Below are 14,292 nucleotides of genomic sequence, written 5' to 3' on the forward strand. Positions count from 1 at the left end.
TGCGCGGTGAATAGTCTGGGGTCGCCCCGCGCCGCCCCGTTTCCTTTCTACTTCCTTTTGGCGCGGGATGTGCCGTAGGGAGGCTGAATTGAAGATTTCGACATTCACATCCGTGTTTACCCTGGTGATGGCTGCCGGGCTGGCATTCCCCGCTGCTGCCGATGAGCTGCCCTCAAACTCTGGGATTGATGCAATAACCGATGCCGAGCGGGTCGCTGAAAGCTATCTCTTCACCGTGCCGCCGGAGCCATCGGAAGACGAAGACCGCGAGCGGTTCCGCGCTGTAGCGGACGTCGTGCCCAGGGTGGTACGTGTCCAGACCGCAGCGGGTGATGTTTCCCAGCCGGCGGATGCCAATGTCGGCTGCAATACCGCGTCAGGCATCGGCAGCACGGAATGCGGGGAGGGCGCGGATACCGGCACCGCTGACTACACAACCGCGATCGGCAGCAACTCGACTGCCGATGCCATCCGGGCATCCGCCCTGGGCCGGTTTGCCGACGCCGGAGGGGCCAACTCGGTCGCTGTGGGCTATTCGGCCGACGCAACCGGCTCGGGTGCATCGGCGGTGGGTGAGTCCGCCCTTGCCTCCGGCACGGAAACGGTTGCGATCGGGCAATTTGCGTCTGCGACAGCAGACCGCGCAACAGCGCTCGGGCACGATGCCGACGCCAATTTCGTCAACGCAACGGCACTGGGCCACGATGCGTTCGCCGGTGGCATCTCAGCCATCGCGATCGGGCAGAATGCGGCGGCCGAAGATTCCAACGACATTGCGCTCGGCGTCGATACGACGGCATCCGGAGGCGGTGCCATCGCGATCGGCGGCGAGGGCTCGGATCCTGACAGCGTGGGCGCGCAAGCGACGGCTGCGGCGGCTATCGCCCTGGGCCAGGACGCGGTCTCGAGCGGTGTCGCCGGTATCGCCATCGGGCGGCAGGCCGATGCTGGCGCATCTTCGTCAATCGCGATCGGCGACCGCGCCGAAGTCACGACCACGGATTCCCTGGCGTTGGGCACGCAGGCGAGCGCGACGTCCAATCAGAATGTCGCGATTGGCCAGGAGGCTGTGGCGTCGGGTCCTCAGGCTGTTGCGATCGGGGCACTTGCCGATGCCACGGCAGACGATTCCACTGCCGTTGGTGCCCTGTCGAACGCACTGGGCGAGCGCTCCATCGCGCTGGGCTATTTCGCGTCAACAGGTGGAGACGATGCGATCGTGATCGGCGATTCCATCTCGACGAACGCAGATGGTGTCGTCGTGATCGGTGCGCGCGCCGAGACGGCGAGCAACGCCACCGACGCGATCGCCATCGGGCGGATGGCGAATTCCGGCGGGGTTGGCGCCATCTCGATCGGCGGCGACGGCGATGACGGCGACAGCACTGGCGCTCGTGCTGATGCCGAGAATGCGATCGCTCTCGGCGTCGATTCCCTCGCCGATGCGGAAAACGCGATCGCCTTCGGTCTCGACTCGCGTGCGATGGCGTCAGGTGCCACGGCAATCGGTGGCGGCACGACCGCCTCCGGCACGAGCGCCTTCGCGATGGGTCAGGACGCGACTGCGTCGGGCGATTACAGCCTTGCGACCGGAGCATTTGCCAATGCGTCCGGCTATCTCGCCACGGCGACTGGCTATCAGTCGAGTTCGTCGGGCTTTGCCAGCGTGGCCCAGGGTTATTTCTCGCAGGCCAGCGGCACCTACAGCCTGGCCAATGGCGCGCTGACCTATGCCACCGGCAACCGGTCGGTCGCGATCGGCGGCTGGTACGACCTCGATGGAGAGGGCGACACGGATGGCGACGAATTGACCATTGCCAGCGGCGATCGTGCCACTGCGATCGGTGCGACGGCCCAAGCCGATGCCGAAGCTGCTATGGCGCTCGGCCACGCCACCCGCGCCACGGCCACGAATGCCATCGCGCTCGGCCGTCAGGCCCAGGCCAATCATCTCAATTCCGTGGCTATCGGCGCCGGCGCCATGACGACGCTGGAAACGCAGATCATGCTCGGCAATTCGGCCTATTCCTACGCCATGCCGGGCGTCGTCTCGCCGGGCAACCAGGTCGGCAGCGCCGATTATGTGATCGTCTCCGACACGGCCGGGAATCTGAAATCCATGGCGATGTCCAGCTTCAGTGCCGACGATCCCGAGATGGCGGCTAGCCGGAGCGTGGAGAACGCCCAGGTCGCCGCGCTGCGGGCTCAGGTCGAGGCGATGCGTGCCGAGATGCAGGCCATCCGTGCCGAACTCGGCGGTGCCACTTCTGCCGGCGGTGAAGTCGATGTCGCCGACCGCGGCGAGTCGGGGTTGCCTGACGGTCGCAGCCGGACCGGTGAGGGACCCGGACCGTCCACTGGCGGCGGCGGTGAAGTCGCGACCCGCGGCGGCGGGGGCGGATTCCGCTATACGGGCGATCCGTACGAGGGAGCTGTCAGTGCGAACGCCGACGCGATCATGGCGAATGCCGACGGCATCCTGGCGCTGGAGGACGATGTCGCCACGTTGCGGACCGATCTGAGCGATCTGCAGACGGAAGTCTGGCAGCAGGGCGATCAGGTCGAGATCAATCGCGACGGTGTTGCCCTGGCGCTGGCCATGGCCGGAACCGCCGGACTGCAGAGCGGCGAGAATTTCGCCTTGTCCGCGAATTACGGCTTCTATGACGATGCCAATGCGCTGGCCTTCGCCGGTGCGGCCCGGCTGACCGAACGCGTTTCGGTGAATGCGGGCTTCGGCTTCGGTGCGGATACCGGCGAGGTCGGCGCGCGCGCCGGCGTACGCTGGGGCTGGTAGAGCCTAGCCTTCAGGCAGGTTCTCGGTGAAGAAGCGGACGGCATTCTCGCCCATCACGGCGCGAATGTCGTCCGCGCTCATTCCGGTGCCGATCAGGGCGTCGGTAAGGGCGGCCAGTTCCGAGGCGTCGAAGCGCGTCGTGACCGTGCCGTCGAAATCCGAACCGAGGGCAATCGCGTCGACCCCAAGCGTCTCTGCAGCGTATGCGATCGCGCGAGCCACTCCGGCCGGTGTGTCGTAGCAGATGACGTCAGCCCAGAAGCCGATGCCGATCAGGCCGCCGCGATCCGCGATCTGCTGCAGCAATTCATCCGGAATGTTGCGGGGGGACTCGCACAGACTCCTGATTCCCGTGTGCGACACGATCAGCGGCGCGTCCGTCAGTTCCAGAACGTCGCGGACGACGGCCTCGGACGAATGCGCCACGTCGATGATCAGGCCGCGCTCGACCATTGCCGTCACAGCCTCGCGTCCGAAGTCCGTCAGGCCTACCCCGGACGTGCCGTGAAGCGATCCGCCCAGTTCGTTGTCGAAGAAGTGCTGCAGGCCGATAACGCGGTATCCCTCGTCATAAAGGCGCTGGATGTTCGCAAGGTCGCCCTCCAGTGGATGCGCGCCCTCCGTCGCCAATATCCCGACCATGATGCCACTGTCCGTCTCGCGTGCCTCGAGTGCGGAAGCGACGTCACCGGATGTCCGGGCGACGATGAAGCGGCCGTCCGATTCCTCGGCAAGCCGGTTAAGCCGCCGGGCATGAAAACGGGCGCGGTTATAGAGTGATCCCCAGGTGTCGACCGGCCAGCGCTGGGCGATGGCGAGCAGGGTGATGTCGTCCGAATCCGAGGTGTTCTCGTTGTAGTTCAGGTTCGAGGGCGTCTTGGTCACCGACGCGAAAACCTGAAGGAAAACACCGCCTTCTCCCAGGCGCGGGAGGTCGGTATGCCCGCGGTCATGCCGCCGCGCCGGATCGCGGGCCCACAGCAGCGTATCGGCATGAAGGTCGGCGACGGGGATTTCGGCGTGGAGCGCCCGGGCTTCCTCAGAGATCGCGTAAACCGGGTGGTCGACGACCACATTCATCTGGTTGTCGACGCGGGCGGGGAGATAGAAGAAGAATACGGCGGCACCGAGCAGGAGTGCGAGTCCCGCAACGATCAGTCCAAGACGCATCAACTTCATCGCCAGCCCCCCTCGGAGACCACCGTAAGCCCGGTTTGCCCGGCACCGCAACCACCCCGCCGGGTTGTGCCAAACGCATTGTAAATCCAACGGGAATCAGGACCCGCGACAATGTGGCCGGCAGGACACACTCGCGCGGTTTCCATGATCCGGGGCGCGAAACTGACCGGCGAACGGGCAAGGACATCCACGCGAATTCGCACGCTCCGGACGCAGAGACGGCTCGCTACGCTGCATGACCGTTACCGTTTTCCGGTCGGATAATTGACAAAACTGGCAATAAAAACAAGGGGAAACGGGAGATATTGGAGCGCTGTCGAAAACGGCCTCGCCGCGCTGTGCGGCAAGCCATTGCACGCTTGCCACAATTGCGGACCGACCTTCGCGCGCAAGCGCTTTTGGGTGGCACAAGCGTCGAATATCCTGTAGTCAATTCGGCAGAGCACCTGTGCGAGCAGGTGGTCAATGTGCCGTGGCGCAGGGTCACGGCAGCCAAAACACTCACGCGATGGGGGCTTCCGCCTCCAGAGGGGGAATGATGAAGAAACGGTTTCTGACAGCGGCTGCCATTGGTCTTGCCCTGTCGGTTCCGGCCTGGTCGTCGGCGGGTGCCGATGAAGGCTGGTATGTCAGCGCTTCCGTCGGTTACGGCGGCCCTGGCGATTCGGACGTCGATCTGCAAGCCAGCGGCGCCCGTGAAATCAATGGTGAATCCGATTGGCGCCAGGCCCTGGCGTTCGGTTACGACTACGCCAATGGCTGGCGTCTCGAAGCCGAAGCGGCTCACCGCTACAACGACACCGGCGCGATTGGTTCGTTCGAGGATTCCTCGAGCGATTTCCACATCTGGTCGGCGATGCTGAACCTGTACCGCGACTTCAATCCGGACGGCTGGTACCACCCGTACCTCGGTGCCGGTGCCGGTTTCGGTCAGGTCAACGGTTCCATGACGGGCTGGACCACTGGTTCGCGTCCGGTTCCGAATGGCGGCGTTGCTGATACGCGCTACGTCGTGTCGCGTGACGACGACATCGGCTTCATGTGGCAGCTGATCGCCGGCGTGGGCTGGGGTCTGGGCGACAACTGGTATTTCGATACCCAGTATCGCTACTTCTCGACCCTGGACCTCGACTTCGACCCGGGTGTCGACGTCGACGCGCTGCGCGGCCACGAAGTGTGGCTCGGCCTGCGGTACGTGTTCGCGGCTCCGCCGCCTCCGCCGCCGCCCCCGCCGCCGCCGCCCCCGCCGCCTCCGGCGTGTGACGACGTTGGCTTCGTGGTCTACTTCGAGTGGGATCGTTCGAACCTCACCGATCAGGCCCGTGCGGTTATCAACCAGGCTGTCCAGCAGGCTTCGACCTGCGGCGTTGCCGCGGTGCAGATCGACGGTCACGCTGACCGTTCGGGTGCCGCCGCCTACAACGTCGGCCTTTCCGAGCGCCGCGCCCGCGCGGTTCGCGACGAAATGGTTCGCCTGGGCGTGCCGGCTTCCGGCATCTCCCTGCAGGCCTTCGGCGAAAGCCGCCCGGCCGTGCAGACCCCGGACGGCGTGCGTGAGCCGCTCAACCGCCGCGCTGAGGTCCTCATCGACCTGCGCTAAGCGATTGATCGCTCAAGCGACGAAATGGAACGGCCCGGGGTTCGCCCCGGGCCGTTTTCTTTGTGCAAATGCAGCATGAAACGGTCTGGCCGCATGGCTTGACCCTGCCGCATGGCAGGCCCAAAACCCGGACAAGACCTCATTCACGCCCGGACATTCAGGAGCCGACCCATGTCGAAACCCAAGGCGCCGTATCGCAAGACCGAAATCGCCGGCCGCAAGCTGTCGCCGGAAACGATGATGATGAGCTACGGCTATTCGCCCCAGCTCTCGGAATGGTCGATCAAGGCGCCGGTCTTCCTGACCTCGACCTTCGCGTTCGAATCGGCGGAAGCGGGCGCGGCCTTCTTCCGGGTGATGGGCGGACGCCGCCAGGAAGGCGACCCGGAATCGGCGGGACTGATGTATTCGCGGTTCAACAACCCGAATGTCGAAGTCCTGGAAGACCGCCTGACCCTGTTCGACCACGCCGAAGATGCGGCCGTCTTCTCCTCGGGCATGGGCGCGATCTCCACCACGCTGATGGCGCTGGCCCCGGCCGGTTCGGTCGTGTTGCACTCCACACCGCTCTATGGCGGTACCGAGACGCTGATCCGCAAGGTCATGCCGAATTACGGCATCAGGAATGTCGATTTCTTCGCGGCAGCCGAGGAAGACGAAGTCTGGGCCGCCGCTGAAGAGGCGATGAAGCTCGGGCCGGTGACGGTGATCTACACCGAGACGCCGACCAATCCGACGAACGACCTCGTGGATCTCCAGATGATCCGCAAGATCGCGAACCGTATCGGCGAGAAGCAGAATGGCACCGTTCCGGCGGTCGTCGTCGACAACACCTTCCTCGGCCCGGTCAACCAGCAGCCGATCGATCTCGGCGCGGACATTCTGGTCTATTCGCTGACCAAATATGTCGGAGGCCACTCCGACCTCATCGCTGGCGCGGCGATGGGCCGTTCCGATCTGATGGCCAAGATCCGCTCGCTGCGCTCCTCGATCGGCACCAATCTCGATCCGCATACGGCCTGGATGCTGATGCGGTCGCTGGAGACGGTGACGCTGCGGATGAATGCCGCCACCGAGAATGCCAAGAAAGTCGCCGAATTCCTGGCCAAGCACCCGAAGATCGAGCGCGTGCGTTATCTCGGCTTCCTCGAACCCGGTTCGCGCGCGGCAGAGATCCACGCGCGCCAGTCGAAGGCCGCAGGGTCGACATTCGCTTTTGACGTGGCGGGCGGTCAGGCCGGGGCCTTCAAATTCCTCAATTCCCTTCAGGTCGTGAAGCTGGCCGTCAGCCTCGGCGGCACCGAGACGCTGATCTGCCACCCGGGGTCGACGACCCACGCCGCGGTCGATCCGGAGCTGCAAGAGCGCTGCGGCTACACACCGGGCATGGTGCGCATCTCCATCGGTATCGAGGATCCCGACGATCTGATCGCCGATATCGGCCAGGCGCTCGACCAGGTCTGATCCGCACACCCTAAGCAGCAGCCCCTCGCTCCGTCATGGCGAAACCGATCGATATTTCTCCCGGCGAACAGGCCGCGCTCGACTGGATCGATACGCGGGCCGACGGGATGGTCGCGACGCTGAAGGACTGGGTGCGCATCAATTCCGGCAGCCGCAATTCGGATGGGCTGGAGCGGATGCGCGGCGAACTGGAGCGGGTCTTCGCGGAAACCGGGGGACGCATCGAGGCGGTCGAGCTTCCGCCAAGTGAAGCCGTTGCGCCGGACGGCAGCGTCATGCAGCAGGCCTATACGCCGAGCTTTCACCTGTCCGTGCGTCCGGACGCCGAGGTGAAGATCGTTCTGACCGGCCACCATGACACCGTGTTTCCGAAGGAGGACAGCTTCCAGGACTGGAAGATGCTCGACTCGGACACGATGAACGGGCCGGGCGCCGCCGACATGAAGGGCGGCATACTCGTCATGCTGCACGCGCTTCTGGCGCTGGAACGCAGCCCCTACGCCGAGCGCATCGGCTATGACGTGCTGATCAGCCCGGACGAGGAAATCGGGTCGCTCGGCTCCGCCGGGAAAATTCACGAGCTTGGCTCGAAGGCCCATGTCGGCATGACCTATGAGCCCGCGCTGGCGGACGGGTCGCTGGCCGGTGGGCGCAAGGGCTCGGGCAACTGGGCGCTGAAGGTCAGCGGCAAGTCGGCTCATGCGGGGCGCGAGCACCATGTCGGGCGCAATGCGGTGATCGCCGCGGCTGAGTTCGCGACGCGGATCGACGCGCTCAACGGTCAGCGTGAAGGCGTGACCTTCAATCTTTCCCGCATTGATGGCGGTGGGCCGACCAATGTCGTTCCGGCCAGTGCCGTCGCCCGGTTCAATGTGCGCGTGAAGGATGCCGACGACGAACAATGGGTTCTGGGCGAGATTGCGAAGCTTGAAGTCCTGATCAATCAGCGCGACGGGATCACGGCGACGCTGCATGGCGGCTTCACCCGCCCGGCCAAGCCCATGACGCCGGCCAATGCGCGCATGTTCGAGTGGACGAAGACGGCCGGTGCCGCGCTCGGACTCGACATAAGATGGAATGACACGGGCGGGGTGTGCGAAGGCAACAATCTCTGGGCTGCGGGCTGTCCCAATGTGGATACGCTCGGTGTGCGCGGGGCCAACATCCATTCCCATGACGAGATCGCCATCCTGCCGAGCCTGCCCGAACGGGCGCGGTTGTCGGCGCTGATGCTGATGAAGTTCGCCTCCGGCGAGTTCGATGCGCGCGAGGCGCGGTCGCTGGCCGGTTCCTGACGGAGACACGCATGCTGGTAGTGCGCGCGGCGCGCCGCGACGATATCGACGCTTTCGTGGACCTGGCCGCCGGCGCGGGTACGGGCTTTACCAGCCTGGCGCTCAGCCGCGACGACCTGGCGGAACGCCTCGACAAGTCGGCAAACGCCTATGAGAGCGACGCCGAGGAGCCTGGCGAGGAAGTCTATCAGCTGATGCTGGAGGACACCGAAAGCGGCAAGGTGGTCGGCTGCGCAGCGGTGAAGGCCGCCGTGGGCCTGTCGAAACCCTATTACGACTTCAAGATCGTCACCCTGGCGCAATCCTCGCGCGCGGCGCAGCGCCGCTTCGACATGGACGTGATGCTCCTCGTGAACGACTTCGCCGGCTGCAGCGAGGTCGGCTCGCTCTTTGTCAGCGATGCGGCACGCGGCACCGGCGCCGGACGATTGATCGCGCAGACGCGCTATCTCCTGATGGCCGCGGACTATCGCCGCTTCGGCGAGCGCGTGCTGGCAGAATTGCGCGGCGTGGTCCGCGACGACGGATCCTCGCCCTTCTTCGATGCAGTCACGCGGCATTTCTTCCGGATGACGTTCGACGAGGCCGACCGGATGAGCGCGGCGAGCGACAACCAGTTCATTCTCGACCTGATGCCGAAGCATCCGATCTATGTCGACCTGCTGTCGCCCGAGGCGAAGAAGGTGATCGGCGTGACCCACGAGCTGGGTGTCGGCGCACGGCGCCTGCTCGAGTGGGAAGGCTTCACCTATGACCGCTATATCGACATTTTCGATGGCGGGCCGCTGATGTCGGTGCCGACGCGCCAGGCGCGGTCGGCGCGCGAGAGCCGGCAGGTCAAGGTCCGCGCGGCGCGTGCATTCGATGATCCCAAGCGGGTGATCGTGACGACCGACCGGTTCAGCGATTTCCGCTCGATCCAGACCCAGGCCGATGTCAGCGCTGACGGTGTGGCGCTCGGCCCGGACGATCTGCGGGCACTCAATCTCACCGAAGGCGAAAGGGCGCGCATCTGGGTGCGCGAATAGTCATGCAAGGTCAGTGCTTTATTGACGGCGAGTGGCGCAGCGGACGGGGCGGAAGCTTCACCTCCACCGATCCGGCCAGCGGTGAGACGGTCTGGCAGGGCGCGGCCGCCGATGCCGGTGATGTCGATGCGGCCTTCACCGCCGCGCGCAAGGCCTTTCCCGGCTGGGCGCAGACGCCGCTGAAAGAACGTGTCGCTATCGTCGAACGCTTCGGCGCGCTGCTGGCCGCGAACAAGGACAGGCTGGCGGAGCTGATCGCCCGGGAAACCGGCAAGGTGTTGTGGGACAGCCAGGGCGAAGCCGCCGCCATGGCGGGCAAGATCGCCATCTCGGTCAAGGCGTATCACGAAAGGACCGGCGAACAGGCCCATGCGACCGATTTCGGCGAGGCGGTGCTGCGGCACAAGCCGCTTGGCGTGATGTTCGTGCTCGGCCCGTACAACTTCCCGGGACACCTGCCGAACGGGCATATCGTTCCGGCGCTGATCGCGGGCAATACGGCGGTGTTCAAGCCCTCCGAACTGACCCCGGCGGTGGGCCAGTTCATGGTTTCGCTATGGCAGGAGGCGGGCCTGCCGGCGGGCGTGCTCAACTTCGTGCCCGGTGCGCGCGAAACCGGCGCGGCGGCGCTCGATCACGATCAGCTCGACGGCGTGCTGTTCACCGGCTCGCACGCGACGGGGCAGTTCATCCACCGCAAGTTCGCCGGCCGTACGGGTGTTCAGCTGGCACTGGAAATGGGCGGCAACAATCCGCTCGTCGTCTGGGACGCCGAGGATGCCGAGGCTGCGGCGCGGATTGCCGTGCATTCGGCCTATATCACGACCGGCCAGCGCTGCTCCTGCGCGCGCCGTCTGATCCTGCCGGACGGCGCAGCCGGGCAGGCGGTGATCGACGCGATCGCCGACCTTGCCGGGCGACTCACCATCGGGGCGTGGAACGATGCCGAGGAGGCCTTCATGGGACCGCTCGTCTCGGGTCATGCCGCCGGCACGGTGCTGAAGGCGCAGGACAAGCTGATCTCCGGTGGTGGGAAGGCCATTGTCAGCGCGGCGCGGCTTGATCGCGGTGACGCCTTCGTCTCGCCGGCGCTGATCGACGTGACCGGCATGGACACCGGAGACGACGAAGTGTTCGGCCCGATGCTGCAGGTTTGCCGGGTGGCCAGTTTCGACGCGGCAATGACCGAGGCGAACAACACGGCCTATGGCCTATCGGCGGGCCTCGTCAGCGATGACGAGGCGCTGTGGAATCGCTTCTGGACCGAAAGCCGGGCCGGGATCGTGAACCGCAACCGGCCGACGCCCGGCGCCGCCAGTTCGATGCCGTTCGGCGGTCCGGGGCAGTCGGGCAATCTGCGCCCGAGCGCCTACTACGCGGCAGACTATTGCGCCTATCCGGTCGCCAGCCAGAACGCGGCGAAGCCGGAGCGGCTGGCGATCAAGGGGCTGAAGTGAGCGCGGTCGAAGCCAATTTCGACGGCATTGTCGGGCCGACGCACAATTATGGCGGGTTGTCGGAAGGCAATCTGGCCAGCGCGAAGAACCGCAACCTGACGAGCGAGCCACGTGCCGGCGTCCTGCAGGGCCTCGCCAAGATGAAGCGGCTTCACGAGGCCGGCCTGGTGCAGGGCTGGCTGCCGCCGCACGACCGACCCTTCATTCCCTTCCTGCGCGCGGCGGGGTTTTCCGGGTCGGACAAGCAGGTGCTTGAATCGGCGTGGAAAGCTGCCCCGGATCTGGTGCGCAACGCTTACGCCGCGGCGCCGATGTGGGCGGCCAATGCCGCGACCGTTTCCCCCTCGGCGGAGACGCGCGACGGGCGGGTGCATTTCACGCCGGCCAATCTGCTGACCACGCTGCACCGGTCGCTGGAAGGTCCGCAGACGAAGCGGGCGCTCGACTGGGCGTTTGCAGACCACGACCGCTTCTGTGTTCACCCGCTTTTGCCGATGCAGCCCGCCTTTGCCGATGAGGGCGCCGCCAATCATGTCCGCCTCAGCGACGGACAGGGCAGTCCGGGCGTCTCCATCCTGATCTATGGCCGCGAGGCGAGCGAAGCCTGGAGCGCGAAATTTCCCGCGCGCCAGACGAAGGAAGCCTGTGAAGCGATTGCGCGGGCGCACGGGCTCGACCCGAAGCGCACGGTGATTGCGCGGCAGGGACGGGCGGCAATCGAGGCCGGAGCCTTCCACAATGACGTGGTGTGTGTCGGGACGAACAGGACGCTTTTCTTCCACGAGCTGGCGTTCGAGGACCGCGAGGGCACGCTCGATGCGATCCGCCGGGCTGCTGATGGTCTGTTCGAGCCGCAATTCGTCGAGGTGAAGGAAAACGAAGTCCCGATCGCCGATGCGATCACCAGCTATCTCTTCAACTCCCAGCTTCTGGAATGGCCGGGCGAGGACCGTCTTGTCCTGTCCGCGCCGGTGGAGACCGAGGAAACCGAAACCACGCGCGCCTATTGCGCGGCGATGGTGGCAGGAAACGGTCCGATCGGACGGGTCGATTTCGTGGATGTGCGCCAATCGATGCGCAATGGCGGAGGGCCGGCCTGTCTCCGGCTGCGCGTCGTGCTGACGGACGAGGAACGCCAGGCGGTGACGCCGACGGCGCTGTTCAGCGATGCGGTCTACGACCAGCTGATCGCCTGGGCGAAGACGCATTATCGCGAGACGCTGGCCCCCGATGATCTGTGTGATCCGTCCCTGATGGATGAGAGCCGCGCCGCGCTTGATGCGCTGACGCAGATTCTTGAACTCGGTTCAGGCTTCTATCCGTTTCAGCGGGTTTAGTATTTCCTCCCCCGTTTACGGGGGAGGGGGACCACGAAGTGGTGGAGGGGGGAATGCCCCTCTCGCCCCGGACCAGGTCCGGGGCACTCCCCCCGCAAGCGAGGGGAGAAAGCCATTGGATCAAACCGCGATGGCGTGGCCCTTGAGACCGCCGGACATGGCGTATTCCTGCGTGCCCTTCTGATAGATCTTGTCGCCGTCCTGCACGTCGGACGGTTTGAACTCGGGCAGGGTGGGCAGGCGTTCGTAGAGCGGGGCGAAATCGACCGCGGTCGCTTCCATCAACTCTTCATAGCTGTCGATGACGAAATAGGTCTGCTGGTAGTCATCATACCGGTAATCGGTCCGCATGACGCGTTCGAGGTCGAAATGGATCCGGTTCGGCGATCGCGCCTCGAGCGAGAAGATTGACTCGCCCTTCGACGACACGATGCCGGCTCCGTAGATACGCAAGCCTTCATCGGAACGGATCAGGCCGAACTCCACCGTGTACCAGTAGAGCCGGGCCATTCTCTTAATCGCATCGAACTGCAGCGAGCGCAGCCCGCCCTCGCCATAGGCCTGCATGTAGTCGGCGAAGACGGGCTGGGTCAGTAGCGGCACATGGCCGAAGACGTCGTGGAAGATGTCGGGCTCGGGCAGGTAGTCGAGCCGGTCTCCGTCGCGGATGAACCGGCCGGACACGAAGCGGCGGTTGGCCAGGTGGTCGTAGAACTCCTTTTCCGGGATCAGGCCGGGCACGGTCACGACCTGCCAGCCGGTCAGCTTCATCAGCTTCTCGTTGACCCGGCGGAAGTCCGGGATGCCGCCTTCGTTCAGATTCAGGAGTTCCAGCCCGCGGAAATGTTCCGGGGCGGCGCGCCCTTTGAGAACGCCCATCTGGCGCTCATAGAGCGTGTTCCAGATCTCGTGCTCCTCGCGCGAGTACAAATCCCATTTCTGGTCGATCGTCAGATCGGCGCGCGGTGTCTGTTCGGCGACGATGGGGTCATTCACAGGCATGGCTGACCTCCTGAAGGTAGTTTCATTTGTAACTATTATAGACCTGAATCGTTCCGGTTTCGAGGGGCAAACATGCGAACGCCGCCCCGGTTGCCCGAGGCGGCGTCCAAGATGTCAGCCGGGTTTGCCTAGCGCTCGGAAATGCAGAGCACGTTCAGCATCGCCTCGCACCGTCCGGTTCGGCACTCCTGGCCGGAACCGAGGTGAATGGTGCGATAGCGGCGTCCGCGATCAACCGAGAAATAGGCTGCTTCCAGATAGCCCGCTTCCTGACAGATGGCGTCAGCGACCGCCGTGTCGCAGTCGCGGCCACCCGAAGCCATGCAGCGGTCGATCGACCTTCCGTTGATCTCCGGCACCGGGAAGAACATCGTACCGATGCCTTCGATGCCGCCGTCAATGTCGGTGTACCAGTTGCCGCCGGGACCGCCGGGGCCACCCGGACCACCGGGCCAGCCGCCTCCGCCGACGCGGCGGACGGACGAGATCGAGTTGTTGAAATAGCCGTACTGGGCGAGGTCGCGGACATTGTCCGAGAAGACCTGGCACTGGCTGCGGAAGTTGGAGTCGAGACAGACTTCCCAGCTTTCGCCGCGCGCGATCGCGATCGACGAGGCGCGGTCGTTGAAGCCGGTGCGGCTCAGATCGTAGATTTCCGACTGGGTGTCGAAGCGCTGGCCGGTGTAGTTCGGGCCGTCATAGAGGCGGATGCCGCTCAGCGGGCGGTCGACGAAACCGCCGCCACCGCCGCCGGGACCGGTCCCGTTGCGGACAAGCCGCACCGAGGACACCCAGTTGGCCGGAGAGAAACTGGCCACGTCGCCGTTCACGCGGATGCAACGGCCACCATAATTGATGTTCTCGCAGACTTCCCAATCCCCCGCCTCGACCTGGATCGACCAGGTGCGGTCGTTGAAGTTCTGGCGGCGCAGATCGGCCGCGTCATCGCTGAGCGTGACGCGCTGGCCTCCGAAATTGGGCTGCGAATACAGGATGATCTCGGGCGTGCCGGGATAGAATTCCGCGATCGGCGGTTCCTGTGCCTGAAGCGCGCCTGCCGGGGCCAACATAAACAGCGCTCCGCACAACAGGCCGAGCTTTGATTTCAAGGACATGTCTTCTCCTCCCTCTTG

At 65.1% G+C, this 14,292-nt stretch carries 10 protein-coding genes; 7 read left to right on the forward strand and 3 right to left on the reverse strand.

What is annotated here, in order from left to right:
- The first annotated feature begins 88 nt into the window (after nt 1-88).
- Nucleotides 89-2,797 (forward strand): YadA-like family protein, encoded by a 2,709-nt coding sequence (locus L5876_RS06150; RefSeq protein ID WP_236955266.1) that lies wholly within the window; start codon nt 89-91, stop codon nt 2,795-2,797.
- 3 nt (nt 2,798-2,800) lie between these two features.
- Here the strand turns inward: L5876_RS06150 and L5876_RS06155 are convergent, their stop codons facing one another.
- Complete coding sequence (locus L5876_RS06155) at nt 2,801-3,967, reverse strand: dipeptidase (protein ID WP_236955267.1); 1,167 nt, start codon at nt 3,965-3,967, stop codon at nt 2,801-2,803.
- A gap of 544 nt (nt 3,968-4,511) precedes the next feature.
- Between L5876_RS06155 and L5876_RS06160 the strand changes: the two genes are divergently transcribed.
- The 6 genes from L5876_RS06160 (at nt 4,512) to astB (ending at nt 12,157) form a co-directional block, all read left to right on the forward strand.
- Nucleotides 4,512-5,576, forward strand: coding sequence for an OmpA family protein (locus L5876_RS06160; RefSeq protein WP_236955268.1), 1,065 nt, complete (start codon nt 4,512-4,514; stop codon nt 5,574-5,576).
- Nucleotides 5,577-5,747: 171 nt separating this feature from the next.
- Nucleotides 5,748-7,040, forward strand: coding sequence for a cystathionine gamma-synthase family protein (locus L5876_RS06165; protein WP_236955269.1), 1,293 nt, complete (start codon nt 5,748-5,750; stop codon nt 7,038-7,040).
- Between the two features lie 35 nt (nt 7,041-7,075).
- Entirely contained in the window at nt 7,076-8,335 is a 1,260-nt protein-coding gene (locus L5876_RS06170; RefSeq protein WP_236955270.1) for a hydrolase, read from the forward strand.
- Between the two features lie 11 nt (nt 8,336-8,346).
- Nucleotides 8,347-9,363, forward strand: coding sequence for an arginine N-succinyltransferase (locus L5876_RS06175; protein WP_236955271.1), 1,017 nt, complete (start codon nt 8,347-8,349; stop codon nt 9,361-9,363).
- A 2-nt stretch (nt 9,364-9,365) separates the two neighbouring features.
- Nucleotides 9,366-10,820 carry a succinylglutamate-semialdehyde dehydrogenase gene (gene astD / locus L5876_RS06180; protein WP_236955272.1) on the forward strand — a complete coding sequence of 485 codons (1,455 nt, stop codon included), beginning with the start codon at nt 9,366-9,368 and terminating at the stop codon, nt 10,818-10,820.
- Nucleotides 10,817-12,157, forward strand: a complete 1,341-nt coding sequence (astB, locus tag L5876_RS06185; RefSeq protein WP_236955273.1) for an N-succinylarginine dihydrolase — start codon at nt 10,817-10,819, stop codon at nt 12,155-12,157. The genes astD and astB overlap by 4 nt, the downstream gene beginning before the upstream one ends.
- A 120-nt stretch (nt 12,158-12,277) precedes the next feature.
- Here astB and phhA read toward each other — a convergent pair whose 3' ends face one another.
- Nucleotides 12,278-13,159: a phenylalanine 4-monooxygenase gene (gene phhA / locus L5876_RS06190; protein WP_236955274.1), complete on the reverse strand. Its 882-nt coding sequence runs from the start codon at nt 13,157-13,159 to the stop codon at nt 12,278-12,280.
- 128 nt (nt 13,160-13,287) lie between these two features.
- Nucleotides 13,288-14,274 (reverse strand): beta/gamma crystallin-related protein, encoded by a 987-nt coding sequence (locus L5876_RS06195; RefSeq protein ID WP_236955275.1) that lies wholly within the window; start codon nt 14,272-14,274, stop codon nt 13,288-13,290.
- Nucleotides 14,275-14,292 lie beyond the last annotated feature (18 nt).

This window comes from Hyphobacterium sp. SN044, from assembly GCF_021864465.1.
GTDB lineage: Bacteria > Pseudomonadota > Alphaproteobacteria > Caulobacterales > Maricaulaceae > Hyphobacterium.